The sequence below is a fragment of the uncultured Massilia sp. genome, assembly GCF_913773735.1.
In the GTDB taxonomy this organism is placed as follows: Bacteria; Pseudomonadota; Gammaproteobacteria; order Burkholderiales; family Burkholderiaceae_D; genus Telluria.
The window spans coordinates 36,333-57,564 of record NZ_CAJYEB010000041.1 but is presented as its reverse complement, the minus strand read 5'-3'; the positions used below and the strand labels follow the sequence as shown (position 1 = coordinate 57,564).

Here is a 21,232-nt window from a genome sequence, read left to right as displayed (position 1 = left end):
ATGTCCGCGCCCGCCCTCGCCCCGGATGCCGGCCGCCACGACGCCGAATCCCTGCGCGCCGAATTCCTGCGGGTGAAGGCGCTGGCCGAGCGCGGCGTGGCCAGCGCCCAGCACAGCCTGGGCTTCATGTACGTGCATGGCCAGGGCGTGGCGCGCAACGACGAACTGGCCGTGGCCTGGTACCGCATGGCGGCCAGCAGCGGCCTCGAACAGGCCCAGTACAACCTGGGCGTGATGTACCAGAAGGGGCAGGGCGTGGCGCAGGACCTGGCGCAGGCCGCCTACTGGTACCGCCAGGCCGCCGAGCAGGGCTATGCGCAGGCGCGCTACAACCTGGGCTGGCTGTACGCCAAGGGCCAGGGCGTGCCGGCCGACACGGGCCAGGCGCTGCACTGGTTCGCGCTGGCGGCCGAGCAGGGCGACCCCGGTGCCCAGCACAACCTCGGCATGATGTACGAGGGCGGCAAGGGCGTGCCGCAGGACGTCGCGCGCGCCGTGTCGTGGTACCGCCGCGCCGCCGAGCAGGGGTATGCGCGCTCGCAGTTCAGCCTGGCCCTGCGCTGCGCTGCCGAGGGACCCGGGCGCGATCCGGAGCAGGCCGTGCGCTGGTTCCGCCAGGCGGCCGAGCAGGGCCATGCGCCGGCCCAGTTCAACCTCGGCCTGCGCTACGACAAGGGCCAGGACCTGCCGCAGGACACCCGGCAGGCGATCCTGTGGTACGGCCGCGCCGCCGAGCAGGGCCACGCCAGCGCGCAGTTCAACCTGGCCCTCGTGTACGACGGCGGCCATGGCGGCGCGCACGGCGCGGTCAACGCACCCGAGCTGGCCCTGCAATGGTTCCGGCGCGCCGCCGAGCAGGGCCATGCCGCCGCCCAGGACAACCTCGGCCTGCGCTACGAGCACGGCCAGGGCGTGGCGCAGGACCATGCGCAGGCCGCGCACTGGTACCGCCAGGCGGCGGCCCAGGGCTTTGCCGGCGCCCAGTACCACCTCGCCCAGTTGCACGACGCCGGCCTCGGCGTGCCCCAGGACGCGGCCGAGGCGCTGGCCTGGTACCGGCGCGCGGCGCAGCAGGGGCACCTGCGCGCCCAGTTCGACCTGGCGCTGCGCTACGAGAGCGGCAACACCGGCGCGGCCGGCGCCGCGCCCGACGAGGCCGAGGCGCTGTACTGGTACCGCAAGGCCGCCGACCAGGACTACGCGCCGGCCCAGTACGCGCTGGGCCAGCTGCTGGACCGCGACGACGGCGGGAACGTGGATCCGCGCCAGGCCACCCACTGGTACCGCAAGGCGGCCGACCAGGGCCATGCGCTGGCCCAGTTCGCGCTCGGGCTGCGCCACGACAGCGGCCTGGGCGCCGAGCGCGACTACGAGGCCGCGCATTTCTGGTACCTGTGCGCGGCGCGCCAGGGCCATGCGCGCGCCCAGTTCAACCTGGGCGTGATGTACGCGTCCGGCCAGGGCGCGCAGGCCGACCCGGTCGAGGCCTACGCCTGGCTGTACCGCGCGGGCGCGGCCGGCATCGCGCCCGCCGGCGCCTGGCTGCAGCGCGTCGCCGCGCGCATGGGGCCGGCCCTGCTGGAACAGGCCAGGGGCTACGCCGGCGCCGCGTAGGGTGGACAGCTCCACCCCGCGGCTGGCGTTTACGCGCCTCCTGCGCTGCCCACGCGTGACGCATGCATGTCCTGCGGCCGGGAACGAAGAAGGGCCAATGCAGCGCGAACGTCACGCGTGGGCAGCGCAGACGCCACGTCGTTGCGGACAACGGGGTGGAGCTGCCCACCCTACGATGTTTCAAGGCAGGCGTTCAGGCCCTGGCCGGCAGCCCCGCCAGGAAATCGTCGATCGCGCGCGAACTCGCCGTCGGCGCGCTCAGGTGCGGGCAGTGGCCGACGTTGTCGATCGTGCGCAGGACGCTGTTGGGCAGGTGCGCCAGCATGTAGTCGCCGACCTCGCGCGGGACGATCAGGTCGTCGCTGCATTGCAGGATCAGCGCCGGCACGGTCGACCTGGGCAGGTCGGCGCGGTGGTCGGCCAGGAAGGTCACGCGCCCGAAATGCTTGGCGATCGACGGGTCGTTGCGGCAGAAGCTGTCGATCAGTTCCTTGCTCAGTTCCGGACGGTTGGGGGCGCCCATGATCATCGGCGCGACCTTCTGCGACCACGCATCGAAGCTGGACTCCATGGTGTCGAGCAGCACGTCGATGTCCTCGCGGTTGAAGCCGCCGACGTAGTCGCCGTCGTTGATGAAGCAGGGCGACGGGCCGACCATGACCTGGGCGGCGAAGCGCCCGGGCGCGGCGATCGTCGCCAGCAGGCCGATCATCGCGCTGACCGAATGCCCGACGAAGACGACGGGGCCGTCGGCGCAGGCGTCGAGGATCTCGAGCAGGTCGGCGGCATGGCCGTGCAGGGTGGCGTACTTGTCGCGGTCGTAGGCGGACAGGTCGGAGCGGCCGCTGCCGACCAGGTCGAACAGGATGGTGCGGTAGCGCGCGGCGAACGACGGCGCGAGGAAGCGCCACATGGTCTGGTCGCACCCGAAGCCATGGGCGAATACCATGGTGATCGGTCCTTCTCCCGCGATGTGGACGTTGTTTCGGTACTGGACGGACATGGCGTTCTCATCGAATGTCTTGAATGCAACTTTTAGATCATATCACCAGCCCGCGCTGCGTGCCCGGACGGCGCCAGGGATGTGCCGCCGGATTGTCCAGGTTTTGACCCGCCACGGTGCGTCCGCGCACGGCGCGCACCGGTCGTGGCGGGTTATACTGTATGCCCATACAGCACCGGGATTCGCCCCATGGAACTCAAGGACAAGCTGGAGATCCTGGCCGACGCCGCCAAGTACGACGCTTCCTGTGCCAGCAGCGGCGCGCCCAGGCGCGATTCCGTCGGCAAGGACGGGCTGGGCGCCACCACCGGCATGGGCATCTGCCACAGCTACACGCCGGACGGGCGCTGCGTGTCGCTGCTGAAGATCCTGCTCACCAATTTCTGCATCTACGACTGCCAGTACTGCGTCAACCGCCGCAGCTCGAACGTCCCGCGCGCCCGCTTCGCCGTCGACGAGGTGGTCAAGCTCACGCAGGATTTCTACCTGCGCAACTACATCGACGGCCTGTTCCTCAGTTCCGGCATCATCCAGTCGAGCGACTACACGATGGAACAGCTGGTCGAGGTCGCGCGCCAGCTGCGCGAAGTGCACAAGTTCCGCGGCTACATCCACCTCAAGACCATCCCGGACGCCGACCCGCGCCTGATCGAGCTGGCCGGCAAGTACGCCGACCGCCTGTCCGTCAACATCGAGCTGCCGACCCAGGACAGCGTCACGCGCCTGGCGCCGGAAAAGAACGTCCACACGATCAAGCTGGCGATGGGCGCGATCCGGACCCGGCTCGACGACAGGGACGACCACCCGAAGGCGCCCGCGTTCGCGCCGGCCGGCCAGAGTACGCAGATGATCGTCGGCGCCGACGCCAGCGACGACCGCACCATCCTCGACACGGCGCAGACGCTGTACGGCAGCTACAAGCTCAAGCGCGTGTACTACTCGGCGTTCAGCCCGATCCCGCAGAGCCCGGACAGCGTGCCGTCGGCGCCGCCGCCGCTGCTGCGCGAGCACCGCCTGTACCAGGCCGACTTCCTGCTGCGCGGCTACGGCTTCACGGCCGGCGAGCTGATGCCCGCGGCCGGCAACCTGCCGCTCGACATCGATCCCAAGCTGGCCTGGGCGCTGGCCAACCGCGACCAGTTTCCGCTCGACCTGAACCGCGCCGACGAAGCGATGATCGCGCGCGTGCCCGGCATCGGCCTGCGCTCCGCCCGGCGCATCGTCGACCTGCGCCGGCTGCGCCGCGTGCGCTGGGAAGACCTGTCCCGCCTGCGCTGCAGCATGAAGAAGCTGGCGCCGTTCGTCGTCACGGCGGACTACAAGCCGGCGCAGGGCGCGGCGCCCTCCGAACTGCTGCGGCGCAGCATGGCCGACGCGCCCGCGCAGATGAACCTGTGGCCGGAACTGCAGGCGGCGTGATGGCGGCCGGCGGCGTACCCAATCTCGCGGTGCGCCAGGCGCTGGCCGGCCAGGCCGTGGCGGTCGACGGTTTCGCCGAATGGCGCGACGCCGCGCGCGAACTGCTGGCCTGGGAGATCGCGCCGGAACGCGTCACCTGGCGTTCGCCGCAGGAAGACGGCGACCTGTTCTCCGGCGCGGCGCCGGCCGGCACGCCCGGGCATGCCGGTCCGGCGCTGCCCGAGCGGGGCCCGCGGCCGGCGCCGCACATCCCGCGCGCGTTCATGGAGATGCTGCAAAGCGCCGCCTGCTGCCGCATGCCGGACCGCTGGGCGTTCCTGTACCGCGTGATCTGGCGCTGGCAGCAGGGCGAGCACGACGTGCAGTCGCCGGCCGACGAGGACGGCGCGCGCCTGCATGCGATGGTGAAGGCGGTCCGCCGCGAGGAGCACGACATGCATGCCTACATCCGGTTCCGCGAGCGCCCGGCCGACGCCGGCCCGCCGCGCTTCGTCGCCTGGTACGAGCCGCGCCACGACGTGCTGCCCCAGGTCGCGCGCCATTTCGCCGACCGCATGGGCAAGGTCACCTGGATGATCGCCACGCCCGAGGCCAGCGTGCTGTGGGACGGCCACATGCTGCACGACGCGGGGCCGCTGGTGAAGGGCCCCGAGGAGCTGGAGGACAGCGGCGAGGCGCTCTGGCTCACCTACTACCGCAGCATCTTCAACCCGGCGCGCCTGAACGCGGAGGTGATGCGCCAGCACATCGCCTCGGACCGCTGGAAGCACCTCCCGGAAGGGAAGATCGTGCCGCACATGGTGAGCGAGGCGGCGCGCGGCGCGCGCAAGGTGGGCCAGTACGACGCCGTCGGCCAGCGCAAGGGCACTACCATCCCGATCGCGCCCGAGGCCGCCCAGCCCGAACGCCAGCAACCCTCGAAGCTGGACGAATGCCGGCGCTGCGCGCTGTGGCAGTTCGCCACCCAGGCCGTGCCGGGAGACGGGCCGAAGCAGGCGCGCATCATGTTCGTCGGCGAGCAGCCGGGCGACCAGGAAGACCTGGCCGGCCTGCCCTTCGTCGGCCCGGCCGGCAAGCTGCTCGACAGCGTGTGCGAGCAGGCCGGCGTGGACCGCGCCACGATCTACGTGACCAACGCCGTCAAGCATTTCAAGTGGGAGCCGCGCGGCAAGCGCCGCCTGCACAAGACCCCCGCCCAGCGCGAGATCGAGGCCTGCCACTACTGGCTCGACAAGGAGCTGGCGCGCGTGCGGCCGGACGTCGTCGTGGCCCTGGGCGCCACGGCGCTCAAGTCGGTGCTGCGCACGGCCACCGTCACCCTGAAGGATTCGCTCGGCAAGCCGCTGCGCCACGAAGGGCGCTGGGTCGTCACCACCTACCACCCGTCCTATGTGCTGCGCGTGCCCGGGGAAGAGGCCAAGCGGGCGGCGTTCCAGGCCATGGTCGACGGCCTGAAGCTGGCGCATGCGCTGCTCGACCGGCCCGCCGACGCCGACGCCGCCGGCGCCGGATGACGGCGTGCGCCGCGCGGCGGCCGCGGCGTATGCATAACAAACTAGTAACAATTTGTTGTCGAAATAGGCTAATCTCACCTTTGTCGTTATGATTTTGCAACACAACAACAAAGGGATGCACGATGAGCAAACGAAGCGCCTGTGCGTTGTACCTCGCGGTCCTGATCCAGCCGGCGCTGGCCGGGGCCCAGGAGGGCACCCCGCCGCCCGTACCCGACGCCGTGCAGCCGGCCGCCGCCGCGCCGCAGGACCCGGAGCCGGCGCAGATCGTCATCGAGGGCCGCCGCCCGGGGCCCGGGCTGTGGAAGGTGTCGAAGGACGGCCACGTGATGTGGGTGTTCGGCCTCTACTCGCCGCTGCCGCGCAAGATGGAATGGGATGCCGGCCGCGTCGAGCGCCTCGTGGCCCAGTCGCAGGAAGTGCTGCAGGCGCCGCAGACGAACGTCGGCACCAGTAGCGTGTTCGGCATGATCGCCGCGCTGCCGGCCATGATCGGCATGAAGAAGAGTCCCGACGGCGCGCGCCTGGAGCAGGTGGTGCCGGCCGACGTCTACGGGCGCTGGACGGCGCTCAAGGGCAAGTACCTGGGCGACGACGATGGCGTCGAGCAGTACCGTCCGCTGTTCGCCGCGGACGAGCTGATGAACGCGGCCCTGGAGCGCAACGGCCTGGTGCGTTCCGGCGAGGTGCGCAAGCAGATCGAGAAGATCGCCAAGAAACATGACGTCAAGCTCACCTGGACCGGCGTCCGCGTCGAGATCGACAGTCCGGGCCGCGCCCTGCGCGACTTCAAGAAGTCGCAGGTGGAGGACGTGGCCTGCTTCACCAAGACCGTGGAACGCTTCGAGGGCGACATCGACGCCATGCGCGCGCGCGCCAACGCCTGGGCCGAGGGCAAGATCGCCGCGATCCGCAACCTCGACTATGCCGAGCGCGACGATGCCTGCAACAACGCGGTGCTGACCGGCTCGTTCGCGAAGACCAATCCGGCGCTGCAGAACATGCCGGAACGCCGGCAGGCGTCGTGGGTGAAGGCGGCCGAGACGGCGCTGGGCGCCAACAAGGTCACGTTCGCGATGCTGTCGATGAACGAGATCCTGGGGCCGAAGAGCTACCTGGCCGTGCTGCAGGAAAAGGGGTATGCGGTCGAGAGTCCGAAGTGACGCGCCATGCCTGTATGATGCCGTGATGACGATGCACTACCTGATGACGCGCCGCCTTGCCTGCCTGCTGGGGCCGGTCTTGCTGTCCGGACCGGTACTGGCGCAGATCGCGCCGCCAGCGGTTCCCGACTCCGAACCGGCCGCTGCGGCCACGATGCCGGCCTCGACGCCGGACCCCGTGCCGGCCACCGTGGTCGTGGAGGGGCGCCGTCCCGGCCCCGGCGTCTGGAAGGTCTCCCGGGGCGGCCACGTGATGTGGGTATTCGGCACCTATTCGCCGCTGCCGCGCAAGCTGGAGTGGGACGCCGCGCGCATCGAGCGCCTGGTGGCGCGCTCGCAGGAAGTCCTGAGGCCGCCCGTGGCGAAAGCCCATATCGGCTTCTTCGACGGCCTGACCGCGTTGCCGGACCTGATCGGTATCAAGAAGAACCCGGACGGCGCCGTGCTGCGCGACGTGCTGCCGCCCGACGTGCACGCGCACTGGACCGCGCTGAAGGCGAAATACATCGGCGCCGACGAGGGCATCGAGCACTATCGCCCCGTGTTCGCGGCCGAGGAGCTGCTGCTCGCGGGCATGAAGAGAAACGGCCTGTCCTTCGGCGGCGACGTGCTCGGCAAGATCGAGGACGCCGCCCGCAAGAACAAGGTCACATTGAGCGACTCCGGCTACGACGTGAAGCTCGACGATCCGCGCCGCATGGTCCGGGACTTCAAGAAGTCGCAGGTCGACGACGTCGCCTGCCTGGCCAGCACGCTCGATACCCTGGACGTGGACCTGGAAACGATGCGGGTGCGCGCCAACGCCTGGGCCAACGGGAATATCGCCGAGATCCGCGGCGTGGACTATGGCGGGCGCCAGGACAGCTGCCTGGATGCCGTGCTGGACAGCTCGTTCGTGAAGGACGTCGCGGGCATCCGGCAGATGCGCGAGCGCTTGCGCGCGTCCTGGCTGAAGGCGGCGGAAAAGTCGCTGGCGACCAATGCCTCGACCTTCGCCGTGCTGGAAATGCGCGACGTCGTCGATGCGAAAGGCTACCTGGCGGCCCTGAAGGCGAAAGGGTACGCGGTCGAGAGTCCCCACTGACGGCGGCCGCGAGGCCGGACGGGCACGCTTGTCGCGCGCCTGTCACGAGACGCGGTTATCGTCGCACCGAGCGTGTCGGCGCGGCGCCGGACGCGGTAGCGAAGACGCAACGTATCCCAGAGAAGACAAGTGTCCAAGAACGACCAGAACATGATTTTCAAGGCCGCCGGTGCGCCCCAGCTGATTCCCGCCGAGGTGCTGGCGCGAGCGCGCAGGATCCTGGTGATCACGCATTTCGCCATCGGCGATTTCGCCTACATGCAGGGCTGCTTCCGGGCGCTCAAGCGCGCGTATCCGGACATGGCGATCCACGTCTGGGTCGACGAGCGGCGCCGCACGGCAGACCGCACGCAGTGGCCGCACCTGAAGAAATACGCGGTGTACGACTGGCTCGATGCCAGCCCCTGGGTCGACAAGGTGTACAAGGAAACCTATGCGCCGGCGCTGCGCGCGCGCTCGATCCAGGAGGCGAAGGAACAGGACTATCCGGTCCTGCTGACGCTCACCAATCTCGACAGCCACCGCTACGCCGGCCTGGCGCGCCGGATCGGCCGCAACGCGACCGTCGTCGGCCTCAGGAAGGTGACGACCTGGCGCTACGACATCGTCAAGCAGCTCGGCTACCGGCACCTCGACGCGTCGATCCCCCTGTACAAATCGGCGGCCTACAAGGATGCCGGGGTGCACATCAGCGACGTCTACGCGGACTGGTTCGCGCGCGCGTTCGGCATCGAGACCCCGGTGCAGGACAGGTTCCCGACCGTGGACATCCCCGAGACCTGGTCGCGCGGTGCCCGCGAGCAGCTGGCGCAATGGGGCTTTTCCGGCACGGGCGCGCGCATCGTCTTCGTGAACACCTTTTCGAAGTGCAGGGACCGGTGCTGGCCGTTCGAGCGCGCGCTCGAACTCATCGCGGCATTGCGGCAGGCGCCGGCGTGGCGCGACACGCGCTTCATCGTCAACGTCGTTCCGGAAGAACTGGCGCGGGCCCGGCAGCTGCACGCGGCGGCCGCGCTGCCGGGCACGGTCCTGTTCAGTGCGGAAGACAATTTTTTCCAGCTTCCCGCGATCCTGGGCCTGTGCGACCTGATCGTGACCGTGGAAACGGTGATCATGCACCTGGCCAACGCGGTGCGCGTGCCCGTCATCGCGCTCATGCGCCACACGACGCCCGAATGGATGCCGATCGACCGCAGCCTGAGCACGATCGTCTGGGCCAGGGCATTCGACGACTGGATCGAGACGATCGGCGTGCCCGAGGTGCTGGCCGCGATCGAGGAGCATGGCCTGCCAGGCGCCGAGCGGGCGCAGAGTGGACGATGAGCGGACGATGAGCGCCGTGCACCTGCACGGCGCTGCGGCCCGGTCAGCCGGACCGGCCCCAGGCCTGGTTGCCGGACTCGTCCTCGCGCGACGCCGCCTGCGCCACGCGTCCGCCCGGCGGCACGTCGTGGGTCAGCCAGACGTTGCCGCCGATGACGGCGCCCTTGCCGACGGTGATGCGTCCCAGCAGCGTGGCGCCGGCATAGATGACGACGTCGTCCTCGACGACCGGATGGCGCGGCAGGCCCTTCTGCAGCGTGCCGTCGGCGTGCGCGGGGAAGCGCTTGGCGCCCAGCGTGACGGCCTGGTACAGGCGCACGCGCTGGCCGATGACGGCCGTTTCGCCGATGACCACGCCGGTGCCGTGGTCGATGAAGAAGCCGGCGCCGATCCGCGCGCCCGGATGGATGTCGATGCCCGTTTCCGCATGCGCCTGCTCGGCCACGATGCGCGCCAGCAGCGGCAGGCCGAGCCCGTACAGGCGGTGCGCCAGCCGGTGGTGGATCATCGCCAGGATGCCCGGGTAGCACAGCAGCACTTCGTCGACGCTGCGCGCGGCCGGATCGCCCTGGTAGGCGGCCAGCACGTCGCTGTCGAGCAGCATGCGGATGCCGGGCAGGGCCGCGCCGAAAGCGCGCACGGCCTCCAGCGCCTGCGCCTCGACGTCGCTGCCGCCGGGTTGCTGCAGCGCCGCGCTGTAGCGCAGCTCGATGCGTACCTGGCGCAGCAGGCGGTGCAGGGCGGAATCGAGCGCATGGGCGACGTGGAAGTCTTCGCTGCCCTGGCGCATGTCGGGCGGACCGAGGCGCATCGGGAACAGCGCGCTTTTCAGCAGGCCGACGATGTCGGCCACGGCGTCGCGCGAGGGAAATTCGATGCCGTTCGGCTCGCCGGCCGGCCGGTGCGCCTGGCGCCACTGGCGGCGTGCCTCGTGCAGGTCGCGCACGATGCCTTGGATGTCGAAATCGGCCATCGGCCGGGCTCCGTGGATGAGAGGGGGACCTTCACTATACGGCCACGGTGCGGCGTCTCCAACGACGATGAAGTTGCAAGCTTATTCGAAAAGCATCTGATTCCAGGCGCGCAGGCATGGGGGCGGCGCAAGGCGCGTCGTGCGGCCCGGGTGTAGCGGACGTGGACGTCAACCGTACAGGTCGTGCTTGACCGCATGGTCGTAGTGGGCGTCGAGCTTGGCGACCTCGGCGGCGTCGACCGGGGTGCCGGCCGCCGCCAGCGCGGTGACCATCCGGCCCGGCGTCGGCAGCGCGCGGCGGTCGAGCAGGGCGTCCGGTTTCCACAGGCCGGCGCGGTTGACGGCCTTGCCGCAATGGAACAGCACCTCGTCGATCGCCACCACGATCGCCGTCTTGGGCACCTTGCCGCCCTCGGCCAGCTGGGCCAGCAGCGCCGGCGCCGTGCGCACGCGGCCGCGGCCGTTGATGCGCATGAAGATGTCCAGCCCGGGAAACAGGAACAGCATGCCGACGCGGTCGTCGTCCTGCAGGTTGCGCATCGATTCGATGCGGTTGTTGCCGGGCCAGTCGGCGAAGGCGACGTGGCGCTCGTCGAGCACATGGACGAAGCCGGGCGGACCGCCGCGCGGGGAGGCGTCGAGGCCGCGCGCGCTGCCCGTCGCCAGGCAGAAGAAGGTGGCCGCCGCCAGGTACTGGCGATGGAAGTCGACCAGGTGGTCGAGCACGCTTTTCTGGATGCGTTCGGCGGGCGGATCGTACAGGGTGTCGAGGTCGGGAAGGGTGGCAGTGTCGGTCATTGCGGTCTCCTGAAGGGAGGGACCAGTCTACGGCCATGGCGTTTGGCGCCTGTACAATAGTCGAGCCAAACTATATCGATTCGACGCCATGGCCATTCCCGACATCGACCCCGCCTTCGTGACCGAGTCGAGCGCGCCGCCGGTGATCGTGCTGGCCGGCAGCCAGGACGACGAGCGCGGCGCCGCGCCGCACCGGCACCGCCGCGGCCAGCTGTTCGGCTCGACGCGCGGCCTGCTGACGGTGGGCCTGGACGCGGGCGTCTGGGTGATGCCCGCGACGCACGCGGTCTGGGTGCCGCCGCACTGCCTGCACTGGGCGCGCTCGCACGGGCCGTTCGAGGGCTATGCCGTGTACGTGGCCGAAGACCTGTGCGCCGACCTGCCGGCGGCGCCGGGCAGCCTGCGCGTGTCCGGCCTGCTGCGCGAGGCCGTGCTGCGCGCCGCGACGTGGCCGCCGGGCGAACTCGATGCGCGCGGCGAACGCATCGCCGCCGTCATCCTGGACGAGATCCGCACGCTGCCGGTCGACGCGCTCGGCCTGCCGCTGCCGCGCGACGCGCGCCTGTTGCGCATCGCGCGCGCCATCCTGGCCGCGCCGGCGGACGAGCGCAGCCTGGAGGAATGGGCGGCCTGGGCCGCGACCAGCGCGCGCTCGCTGAGCCGCCACTTCGTGCAGGAGACGGGCTTTACCTTTACCGCCTGGCGCCAGCGCGCGCGCCTGCTGCGCGCGCTGGAGATGCTGGCCGAGTCGGTACCCGTCACGACCATCGCCCTCGACCTGGGCTACTCGACGCCCAGCACCTTCATCGCCCTGTTCAAGCGCACCTTCGGCACGACGCCGGCGGCCTACCGCCAACGGCTGCGCGACGCGGGCGAATTGTCAAAAGGGGACGAAGGCGCGTAGAATGCGGCCAACGCGGGTGTAGTTCAATGGTAGAACGGCAGCTTCCCAAGCTTCATACGAGGGTTCGATTCCCTTCACCCGCTCCAGTTGCCCTCCTTTCGACATTCCCCCGTTCTCCCGCCGTACCGATTCAGGCCGCCGCGTCCAGCGCCGGATAATCCGTCAACCCGCGCGCCCCGCCCCCGAACAGCGTCTCGCGGTCGTGCACGGCCAGCGGCGCCCCGGTGCGCAGGCGCTCGGCCAGGTCCGGATTGGCCACGTAGGGCCGGCCGAAGGCGATCATGTCGGCCCAGCCTTCCTCCAGCGCGGCGCGGGCGCGTTCCCCCGTGTACTTGCCGGCGTAGATCATCAGGCCCGGGAAGGCCGCGCGCAGGCGGCGCTTGAAGTCGACCGGCATGTGCGGCGCGTCGTCCCAGTCGGCCTCGGCGATGTGGAGGTAGCCGACGCCGATCTCGCCCAGCAGCCCGGCCGCGGCCAGGTAGGTCGTCTCCGGATCGGCGTCGACGCAGCCGTTGAGCGTGGTGAGCGGTGCCAGGCGGACGCCCACGCGCGACCGGTCGCCGGTACCCTCGACCAGCGCGCGCGCCACCTCGCCCAGGAAGCGCAGGCGGTTTTCCAGCGTGCCGCCGTAGGCGTCGGTGCGGTCGTTGGCGTTCGAGTCGATGAACTGGTTCACCAGGTAGCCGTTGGCCGCGTGCAGCTCGACGCCGTCGAAGCCGGCCGCCATCGCATTGCGCGCGGCCTGGCGGTAGTCGTCGACGATGGCGCCGATTTCCGCCACCGACAGCGCGCGCGGCACCGCGGCCTGGACGAAGCCCGGCTGGCCGCCGTCGTCGACGAACACGTTGACGCCGGCGGCCTGGATGGCCGAGGAGGAGACCGGAGACTGGCCGCCGAGCAGGCTCGCGTGGCTCAGGCGGCCCACGTGCCAGAGCTGGGCGAAGATGGTCCCGCCGGCCGCGTGCACGGCGTCGGTCACCTTGCGCCAGCCCAGGATCTGCGCCTGGGTGTGGATGCCGGGCGTCCATGCATAGCCCTTGCCGAGCGGGGAGATCCAGGTGCCCTCGCTGACGATCAGGCCGGCGCCGGCGCGCTGCGCATAGTAGTCGGCCATCAGGTCGTTGGGCACGTCGCCCGGCTGGCTGGCGCGCGAGCGCGTCATCGGCGGCATGACGATGCGGTTGGGGAGGGCGAGGTCGCCGAGCTGGCAGGGCTGGAACAGCGGATCGGTCATGGCGTCCTCCTCAATCCCATTGCGGCGCCAGGCCGGCCGGGTCGACTTCGCGGCCGTTGCGCTCCAGCGCGGCGATGGCCGCCATGTCGTCGGCGTCCAGTCGCAGGTCGCGCGCCAGCAGGTTGCTGGCCAGGTTCTCGCGCCTGGTGGACGACGGGATCACGGCATAGCCCGATTGCAGGGCCCAGGCCAGCGCCACCTGGGCGACGGTCGCCTGGTGTTTTCCGGCGATGCGCGCCAGCACCGGATCGCGCAGTACCTTGCCATAGGCCAGGGTCATGTACGAGGTCACGGCGATGTCCTGCTGCTGCAGCCAGGCCGCCAGCTTGCGGTTCTGCAGGTAGGGGCTCAGCTCGACCTGGTTGGTGGCGATTTCTCCCTTGCCGACGACGTCGATGGCCTGCTGCGTCAGCGCGATGTTGAAGTTCGAGACGCCGATCGCACGGGTCAGACCGAGCGCCTTGGCCTGCGCCAGCGCCTCCATGTACTCGGGCAGGTCGACGCCGTTGCCCGGCGCCGGCCAGTGGATCAGCACCAGGTCGGCGTAGTTGGTGCGCAGCTTGTCCAGGCTGGCGCGCAGGCTGGGGACCAGCTTGTCCTTCGCATAGTTCTCGGTCCAGATCTTGGTGGTGACGAACAGCTCGCCGCGCGCCACGCCGCTGGCGGCCAGGGCCGCGCCGACGTCGGCCTCGTTGCCGTAGATCTGCGCGGTGTCGACGGCGCGGTAGCCCAGTTCCAGCGCGGTGCGCACGGAATCGGAGGCGGCCTGGCCGGCCAGGCGGAAGGTGCCGACGCCAAAGGATGGGATGCTCATGGATGGGTTCCTCGAATGTGTTTGCATGGACACAGTATGCGCCCGTTATATTTGTCGATTAAGCTGTGTATCTGCAATATACTTTTGACCTGGAATCAAAGATGAAGACGACCCTCGACGAATTGCAGACCTTCGTGGCCGTGGTGGACCACGGCTCGATCACGGCCGCGGCGGAACAGCTCGGGTTGACGATCTCGGCCGCCAGCCGCACCCTCGGGCGCCTGGAGGAAAAACTGCAGACCACGCTGCTGCGCCGGACCACGCGCCGGCTCGAGCTGACGGAAGAGGGCGATGCCTTCCTGCGCCATGCGCGCGCGATCCTGGCCGCCGTCGACGACGCCGAGGAACAGATGGCGGCGCGGCGCCTGCGGCCGGTCGGGCGCCTGCGCGTGGACGCGGCCACGCCCTTCATGCTGCACGTGGTCGTGCCGCTGCTGGCGGGCTTTCGCGAACGCTATCCGGAAGTGGAACTCGAGCTGCATTCGAACGAGGGCATCATCGACCTGATCGAAAAGCGCACCGACGTGGCGCTGCGCATCGGCGCGCTGCGCGATTCGACGCTGCATGCGCGGCCGATCGGCACCAGCCGCATCCGCGTGCTGGCCAGTCCCGCCTACCTGGAGCGCCACGGCACGCCGCAGGCGCCGGCGGACCTGGCGCGCCACGTGCTGCTGGGCTTCTCGCAGCCCGATTCCCTGAACGACTGGCCGCTGCACGACGCCGACGGCAACGTCCTGCACATCAAGCCGGCCATCGCCTCGAGCAGCGGCGAGACGCTGCGCCGGATGGCGCTGGCGGACCTGGGCATCGCCTGCCTGTCCGACTTCATGACGCGCGCGGACTGCAGCGCCGGCCGCCTGGTGCGGCTGTTCCCGGACCAGACCATCGAGTCGCTGCAGCCGATCCACGCGGTCTACTACCGCAACACGGCGCTGGCCTCGCGCATCACCTGCTTCGTCGACTACCTCGTGGGCGCGCTGGGCAAGCGGCCCTTCGCGTAGGCCGGGCGCCGCCGTCCGCGCCCGTGCGGCCCGTCCCCGGCGCTTGTGGCACACTGGTGCTGTCGCCTCAGCCAGTATCGATCATGCAAGACGCCTTCCGGCCCGACCCGCGGTTCCACCACTCCGGCAGCATCGACCGTGCCCCCGGCGCCGCAGGCACGTCCGGCGCGCCGGCCTTCCTCGACGGCGGCGGCGCCATGGGCGAGCGGATGCGCGCGCACGACTGGAACGATTCCCCGCTCGGCGACCCGCATGGCTGGCCGCAGGCGCTGCGCACCGTGGTCGGGCTGATGCTCAACTCCAAGTTCCCGATGTTCGTGGCCTGGGGCGAGCGGCTGGCCTTCCTCTACAACGATTCCTACGGCGAGATCCTGGGCGACAAGCATCCGTCCGCGCTGGGCCGCCCGTTCCAGGCCATCTGGGCCGAGATCTGGGACGACATCTACCCGCTGGTCGAGCGCGCCATGCTCGGCGAGGCCAGCTACGCCGACCGCATGTACCTGGTGATGAACCGCCACGGCTACGACGAGCCGACCTGGTTCACGTTCTCGTATTCGCCCGTGCGCGACGAGGACGGCGTCGTCGCGGGCATGTACTGCGCCTGCGTCGAGGTCACCGAGCAGGTGCTGGCCGAGAAATACCGCGAGGAGGAAAACGAGCGGCTGCGCGCGCTGTTCGCGCAGGCGCCCGGCATCATGGCGGTACTGCGCGGGCCGGACCACGTGTTCGAGCTCACCAACCAGTCCTACATGCAGCTGGTGGGCCACCGCCAGGTGATCGGCAAGCCCGTGCGCGACGCCCTGCCGGAAGTGGTCGGCCAGGGTTTCCTCGAACTGCTCGACCGCGTGTACCGCAGCGGCGAGCCGTTCGTCGGCACGGCGCTGCCGGTGCGCCTGCAGCGCGAGCCCGAGGGGCCGCCGGAAGAGCGCTACATCGACTTCGTCTACCAGCCGATCCGCGACGCCGCCGGCAACGTCACCGGCATCTTCATGGAGGGCAGCGACGTCACCGGCCGCAAGCTGGTCGAGGACGAGCTGCGCGCGGCCAACCTGCAGAAGGACCAGTTCCTGGCCATGCTGGCGCACGAGCTGCGCAACCCGCTGGCGCCGATCGTCACGGCGGCGCAACTGCTCAAGCTGCGCCGCGGCGATGCCGCCAGCGTGGCCAGCGCCAGCGAGATCATCGCGCGCCAGGCCGAGCACATGACGGCGCTGGTGAACGACCTGCTGGACGTCTCGCGCGTCACCCGCGGCCTGGTGGCGCTCGAGAAGGAGGAACTGGACGTCAACGCGATCGTCTCCGCCGCCGTCGAGCAGGTGCGCCCGCTGGCCGACGCGCGCCGCCACGCGCTCACGTTGCAGCTGTCGGGCCAGCCGGCCCACGTGAACGGCGACCGCATCCGGCTGGTGCAGGTGGTGTCCAACATCCTCAACAACGCCGTCAAGTACACGGCGCCGGGCGGCAGCATCGTGCTCGCCGTGACGGTCGAGGCGGAACGCGTGCACGTGACGGTGCGCGACAACGGCGTGGGCATCGCACCCGAGGTCCTGCCCTACATCTTCGACCTGTTCACCCAGGCCGAACGCACGCCCGACCGTTCGCAGGGCGGCCTGGGGATCGGGCTGGCGCTGGTCAAGAGCCTGGTCGCGCTGCATGGCGGCAGCGTGCGCGCCGAGAGCGACGGCATGGGGCAGGGCAGCGCCTTCTCGCTGTGCCTGCCGCGCGTGGCGCCGCCGCCGGAACGCCCTGCGCAGCCGGGCGCGGACGGCCGGGCCGCGGGCGCCGACGCGGACCGGGATGCCGACGCCGCCCTGCGCGTGATGGTGGTGGACGACAACGTCGACGCCGCCCAGATGCTGGCGGCGCTGCTCGAGGTCCAGGGCCATGCCGTCAGCGTCGAGTACGATGGCCGCGGCGCCCTGGAGCGGGCGCTTGGCGAATGCCCGGACGTGCTGCTGCTGGACATCGGCCTGCCCGACATCGACGGCTACGAACTGGCGCGGCGCCTGCGCGCCCGGCCCGAGACCGCGCGCGCCATGCTGGTGGCGCTGACCGGCTACGGCCAGCACCAGGACCGCGAGGAAGCGAAGCAGGCCGGGTTCGACCACTACCTGGTGAAGCCGGCGGACCTGAACGAGGTCAATGCGGTGCTGGCGCAGGCGCAAGCGCGGCGCTGAGCGTGTCCGCGCGAGCGGGCCACGGGCCAGCCGCGGGCCTGCGCCTGCTGCTTGGGCGCGCCCTGTCATGATCCGGTAACGCGCATTCCCTACACTCGTCGCGCCCCCCGCTTCCCGCCGACGAGATCCGCATGACCAAGACCAGCGCGCCCGCCGCCCCGCGCACCCACCGCTACCTGGCGCTGCTGTGGCCCGCGCTGGCGCTGCTCGCCTGCATCGCCCTGTGGGCCGCCGCCGTGCTGCGCGCCGACGGCGAACGCCGGCGTGCCGGCGAGCAGGCGTTCAAGGAAGCCGACGCGTATGCCGAAGCCTACGAGCAGTACGTCACCCGCTCGGTCGCGCAGATGGACCAGATCACCATGCAGCTCAAGCACAGCTGGGAACATTCGCGCAATCCGGCGCTGATCGAGGACATGCGGCGCGACGGCATGTTCACCGACGCCGCCTTCGTCAACGTCAGCGTGATCGGGCGCGACGGCGCGATCCGTTCGTCCAGCCGCATCCCGGAGCGCGGCCTGAGCCTGGCCGCCGCCCCGTTCTTCGCCGACCACCGCGACAATATCTCGACCGCGCTGCGCATCGGCACCGCGCCGCGCGAGCTGGACGAGGCACGCGGCACGATCCTGTTCACGCGCCGCCTCGACACGGCCGACGACGAATTCGACGGCGTGCTGCTGATGGCCGTGGACGCCGCCTATTTCACGTCCTTCGTCAGCTCGCCGACGCTGGGGCCGGGCAGCCTGCTGGCGCTGGTCGGGGCGGCCGGCGGTGGCGGCGGAACAGGCGCCGGCCTGCGCGTCGAGCAGGACGCCAGCGGCGCGCTGCGCATGGGCGGCGCCGGCGCGCTGCTGCCGGCCAATGCCGAGCGCTGGCCGGTGGCGCGCGGCGTGCAGCTCGTCGCCGCCGGCGCCGGCTCGGGCGGCTTCGCCGACGGGCGCGCGCGCGTGCTGGGCTGGCGCCGTTCCAGCGCCTATCCGCTGGTGGCCGTGGTCGCGCTGTCGCACGACGCCGCGCTGGCCGGCGCCGGCGTCTACTGGGTCGACAGCCGCAACCAGACCGTCGTCGCCAGCCTGGTGCTGCTCGCGCTGGCGGCGGCGGCCAGCATGGTGTCGCTGCGCGCGGCCGGCCGGGCGCGCGAACGGGCCGAGGTGCAGCGCGCCTACCGCACCGCCACCGAGAGCGGCAACGACGGCTTCTACATGGTCGCCCCGGTGCGCGACCGCAAGGGCCGGGTGGCCGACTTCCGCATCGTCGACTGCAACGAGCGCGGCGCCTTCTTCTACGGCACCACGCGCGCCAGCCTGGTCGGCAGCCTGGTGTCGCAACTGGACGTCGGCGTCGGCGGCGAGGCGCTGGTGGCCGACTACCGCCATGCGATGGCGGTCGGCTTCCACCAGGAAGACCGGCGCATGCCCGACGATAACCGCCTGAACATCCGCTGGGGCCACCGGCGCCTGGTGCGCGTGGGCGGCGGCCTGGCCGTCACGCTGCAAGACATCAGCGAGCGCAAGGAACACGAAGCCCAGCTGGCGCGCCTGGCCAACGAGGACAGCCTGACCGGCCTGCCGAACCGCCACTGGTTCCTGCATTTCGTGCCGCAGGCGCTGTCGCACGCCCAGGCCAGCGGCCACGGCGCGGCGCTGCTGTTCGTCGACCTGGACGAATTCAAGCAGGTCAACGATTCGCACGGCCATGCCGTCGGCGACCAGTTGCTGAAGGACGCGGCCGCGCGTCTGCTGGCGCAGCTGCGCCCGGGCGACCGCGTGGCGCGCTTCGGCGGCGACGAATTCATCGTGCTGCTCAGCCCCTTCGACAGCGACCAGCAGGTGGCGGCGGTGGCCGCACGCATCGTCGGCGCCTTCGCCAGGCCGTTCGCCATCGCCGACGAGCAGCACATGATCGGCGCCTCGGTCGGCATCTCGGTCTTCCCGCGCGACGGCCTGGACGCCGCCACGCTGATCCGCCACAGCGACATCGCCATGTACGCCGGCAAGAACGAGGGCAAGGGCCAGTACCGCTTCTTCGACCCGGCCCAGTCCAGCACCCTGCGCACGCGCGCCCAGATGCGCCAGCGCCTGCTGGAGGCGATCGAGCACCGCCAGTTCCTGCTGCACTACCAGCCGCGCGTCGACACCCGCAGCGGCCGCCTGCTCAGCATGGAGGCGCTGCTGCGCTGGGAGCATCCGACCCAGGGCATGGTGCGCCCCGACGAATTCATTCCGCTGGCCGAATCGAGCGGCCTGATCGTGCCGATCGGCGCCATCGTCATCGACATGGCCTGCGCCCAGCTGGCGGCCTGGCGCGCTGCGGGCATGGACCCGGTGCCGGTCTCGATCAACGTCTCGCCCAAGCAGTTCCTGCGCGGCGGCGTGCAGCGCGAGCTGGCGCAGGCGCTGGCGCGCCACGACGTGGCGGCGCACCTGCTCGAGGTCGAGATCACGGAGTCGGCGATGCTGGGCGACCAGGACGAGATCCTGGCCGAGCTGGCGGCGATCCGCGCGCTGGGCATCAAGCTGCACGTGGACGATTTCGGCACCGGCTATTCCTCGCTGTCGCAGCTGCAGCGCATGAAGATGGACGTGCTCAAGGTCGACCGTTCGTTCACCGCGGAGCTGGGGCGTTCGAAGGAGGGCAAGGTGTTCTTCCAGGCGATCGTCTCGATGGCCCACGCGCTGGGCATGGAAGTGGTGGCCGAGGGCGTCGAGACGCGCGAGCAGCTGGCGATCCTGCGCGCCCTGCACTGCAACGAGGTGCAGGGCTACCTGATCGCGCGGCCGATGGCGGCGGAAGCGATCGCGCCGATGCTGGCCAGGCGATATCTGCTGGATGCGGCGCTGGCGGCGTAGGCACGACCGCGCCCTCGGCCAACGTCGTCCCGGCGCAGGCCGGGATCCAATTGCACGCATCACGGCAGCGCCCGGAAATCGGGCCCCGGCCTGCGCCGGGGAGACTTACGGGCGCCTCAAGCCGTCAGCAGGTTCCCGGTCCGGTACGCCGCCTTTCCCGCGATCTTGCAGACGTGCATTCCCTTCAGCAGGTGCCGGTGCGCCGTGCTCGCAAACAGGATGCCCGCCTGCGCGGCCCGCACCTCGGCCGTCCTGCCGCTGACCGGGTTGATGATCTCGGCGACGACGTCGCCCGCCTCGACCCGGTCGCCCAAGTGCTTCGAGAACACCAGCACGCCCGACTGCGGGGCGTGCAGCGGTTCCACGCCTTCCAGCGGGGTCGGCGCGCAGCGCGGCGCCGGCAGCGGCGCCAGGTCCACGTCGACGATGCCCAGGCGGCCCAGGTATTGCAGCAGGCCGTGCGCGTCCTGCTCGGCCAGGTCGTGGCGCACGTCGTTCTCGCCGCGCAGTTCCACCGTCACGCCGATGCAGCCCATCGGGATGGGCGTGGCCGGGCCGAAGTGCGCGGCCAGTTCCCACCACACGCGACTGCAGGCTTCGTCGAACGGCTCGCCGCCCGATGCCGTCGCCAGCAGCACCGCGTGCGCCTGCAGCAGCGCCGACAGCGGCTGCACGTCGTCGGCCAGCGGGGTGCCGGTGTACAGGTGCAGCACGGCCTCGTTGTCGCAATGCAGGTCGAGCATGACGTCGGCGTCGATCGCCATGCCGAGCAGGGTCTTTTTCAGTTCCTCGGTCGCGTTCTTCGGCAGCCACGCCGCCACCGAACGGCGCGCGTGCGCGCGCACCAGCGCCGCGTTGGCCGCCGGGTCGGGGCCCAGCAGGCCCGCCAGGGAGACCTTGAGGTCGTCCGCCACGTGCTTGTAGGAGCGGTTGAAGTTGATGCCGCTGGCCAGGTCGAAGCGGCCGAACGGGGCGCCGTGCAGCACCTGCGACAGGCCGATCGGGTTCGCCGCCGGCACCAGGATCACCTCGCCCTTCACCTTGCCGGCGGCGTCCAGGCGCTCCAGTTCGCGCCGCAGCACGTGCGCGACCAGCATGGCCGGCACCTCGTCGGCATGCAGCGATGCCTGGATATACGCCTTCCTGCCCTGGCCGGGCGCGCCGAAATGGAAGGAGGCGAGCTGGTAGCGGGCGACGTTGTCTTCGGTGGCGATCGGATGGTGTTTTTGCTGCATCTGGCATCTCCTGGACGGGAACGACATTATGGCGAAGATCGGCGCGGGGTAGCGCCGGGTTATAATGACGGCCGTTTTTTCCCCTCATTCTTCTTCCCATGTCCGCAGATACGCCCACCAACGAGCAAGG

At 70.6% G+C, this 21,232-nt stretch carries 16 protein-coding genes and 1 tRNA gene; 11 read left to right on the top strand and 6 right to left on the bottom strand.

Translation table 11 applies throughout. The annotated features are described in order from the left end of the window. On the top strand, positions 1–1,614 hold the full coding sequence (locus QZ749_RS21115) for an SEL1-like repeat protein (RefSeq protein WP_296950980.1): 1,614 nt from the start codon (positions 1–3) through the stop codon (positions 1,612–1,614). Between the two features lie 193 nt (positions 1,615–1,807). On the opposite strand, the gene QZ749_RS21110 is transcribed toward QZ749_RS21115, so the two are convergent. Beyond that, on the bottom strand, positions 1,808–2,617 hold the full coding sequence (locus QZ749_RS21110) for an alpha/beta fold hydrolase (protein WP_296950977.1): 810 nt from the start codon (positions 2,615–2,617) through the stop codon (positions 1,808–1,810). A 189-nt stretch (positions 2,618–2,806) separates the two neighbouring features. On the opposite strand from QZ749_RS21110, the gene QZ749_RS21105 reads away from it, so the two are divergent. The 5 genes from QZ749_RS21105 to QZ749_RS21085 all read left to right on the top strand — a co-directional run bounded on the left by QZ749_RS21105 (position 2,807) and on the right by QZ749_RS21085 (position 9,120). Next, the gene (locus QZ749_RS21105) at positions 2,807–4,036 is read left to right on the top strand and encodes a putative DNA modification/repair radical SAM protein (protein ID WP_296950975.1); all 1,230 of its coding nucleotides are present in this window, start codon (positions 2,807–2,809) and stop codon (positions 4,034–4,036) included. After that, positions 4,036–5,550, top strand: coding sequence for a UdgX family uracil-DNA binding protein (locus QZ749_RS21100; RefSeq protein ID WP_296951377.1), 1,515 nt, complete (start codon positions 4,036–4,038; stop codon positions 5,548–5,550). The genes QZ749_RS21105 and QZ749_RS21100 overlap by 1 nt, the downstream gene beginning before the upstream one ends. Before the next feature lie 122 nt (positions 5,551–5,672). Beyond that, complete coding sequence (locus tag QZ749_RS21095; RefSeq protein ID WP_296950973.1) at positions 5,673–6,713, top strand: TraB/GumN family protein; 1,041 nt, start codon at positions 5,673–5,675, stop codon at positions 6,711–6,713. 25 nt (positions 6,714–6,738) lie between these two features. Beyond that, complete coding sequence (locus QZ749_RS21090; RefSeq protein ID WP_296950970.1) at positions 6,739–7,797, top strand: TraB/GumN family protein; 1,059 nt, start codon at positions 6,739–6,741, stop codon at positions 7,795–7,797. Positions 7,798–7,926: 129 nt separating this feature from the next. Beyond that, complete coding sequence (locus tag QZ749_RS21085) at positions 7,927–9,120, top strand: glycosyltransferase family 9 protein (protein WP_296950966.1); 1,194 nt, start codon at positions 7,927–7,929, stop codon at positions 9,118–9,120. Positions 9,121–9,163: 43 nt separating this feature from the next. On the opposite strand, the gene epsC is transcribed toward QZ749_RS21085, so the two are convergent. Both epsC and QZ749_RS21075 read right to left on the bottom strand, forming a co-directional pair. After that, positions 9,164–10,093: a serine O-acetyltransferase EpsC gene (gene epsC, locus QZ749_RS21080; protein WP_296950963.1), complete on the bottom strand. Its 930-nt coding sequence runs from the start codon at positions 10,091–10,093 to the stop codon at positions 9,164–9,166. Between the two features lie 168 nt (positions 10,094–10,261). Next, positions 10,262–10,891 (bottom strand): MSMEG_1061 family FMN-dependent PPOX-type flavoprotein, encoded by a 630-nt coding sequence (locus QZ749_RS21075; protein ID WP_296950960.1) that lies wholly within the window; start codon positions 10,889–10,891, stop codon positions 10,262–10,264. Between the two features lie 88 nt (positions 10,892–10,979). Here QZ749_RS21075 and QZ749_RS21070 point away from each other — a divergent pair, with 88 nt between their 5' ends. Together QZ749_RS21070 and QZ749_RS21065 are read left to right on the top strand one after the other, a co-directional pair. Then, positions 10,980–11,795, top strand: coding sequence for a helix-turn-helix domain-containing protein (locus QZ749_RS21070; protein ID WP_296950957.1), 816 nt, complete (start codon positions 10,980–10,982; stop codon positions 11,793–11,795). 12 nt (positions 11,796–11,807) lie between these two features. Further along, positions 11,808–11,881, top strand: a tRNA-Gly gene (locus tag QZ749_RS21065). 44 nt (positions 11,882–11,925) lie between these two features. Here the strand turns inward: QZ749_RS21065 and QZ749_RS21060 are convergent. Together QZ749_RS21060 and dkgB are read right to left on the bottom strand one after the other, a co-directional pair. Then, positions 11,926–13,029: an alkene reductase gene (locus QZ749_RS21060; protein WP_296950950.1), complete on the bottom strand. Its 1,104-nt coding sequence runs from the start codon at positions 13,027–13,029 to the stop codon at positions 11,926–11,928. 10 nt (positions 13,030–13,039) lie between these two features. After that, positions 13,040–13,843 (bottom strand): 2,5-didehydrogluconate reductase DkgB, encoded by an 804-nt coding sequence (gene dkgB / locus QZ749_RS21055; protein ID WP_296950945.1) that lies wholly within the window; start codon positions 13,841–13,843, stop codon positions 13,040–13,042. Positions 13,844–13,944: 101 nt separating this feature from the next. Between dkgB and QZ749_RS21050 the strand changes: the two genes are divergently transcribed. The 3 genes from QZ749_RS21050 (at position 13,945) to QZ749_RS21040 (ending at position 19,867) form a co-directional block, all read left to right on the top strand. Beyond that, positions 13,945–14,844, top strand: coding sequence for a LysR family transcriptional regulator (locus QZ749_RS21050; RefSeq protein WP_296950941.1), 900 nt, complete (start codon positions 13,945–13,947; stop codon positions 14,842–14,844). 83 nt (positions 14,845–14,927) lie between these two features. Next, entirely contained in the window at positions 14,928–17,021 is a 2,094-nt protein-coding gene (locus QZ749_RS21045; RefSeq protein WP_296950938.1) for an ATP-binding protein, read from the top strand. 131 nt (positions 17,022–17,152) lie between these two features. Next, on the top strand, positions 17,153–19,867 hold the full coding sequence (locus QZ749_RS21040) for an EAL domain-containing protein (protein WP_296950935.1): 2,715 nt from the start codon (positions 17,153–17,155) through the stop codon (positions 19,865–19,867). A 116-nt stretch (positions 19,868–19,983) separates the two neighbouring features. Here QZ749_RS21040 and QZ749_RS21035 read toward each other — a convergent pair whose 3' ends face one another. Continuing rightward, positions 19,984–21,102 carry a succinylglutamate desuccinylase/aspartoacylase family protein gene (locus QZ749_RS21035; RefSeq protein WP_296950932.1) on the bottom strand — a complete coding sequence of 373 codons (1,119 nt, stop codon included), beginning with the start codon at positions 21,100–21,102 and terminating at the stop codon, positions 19,984–19,986. Between the last annotated feature and the right edge of the window lie 130 nt (positions 21,103–21,232).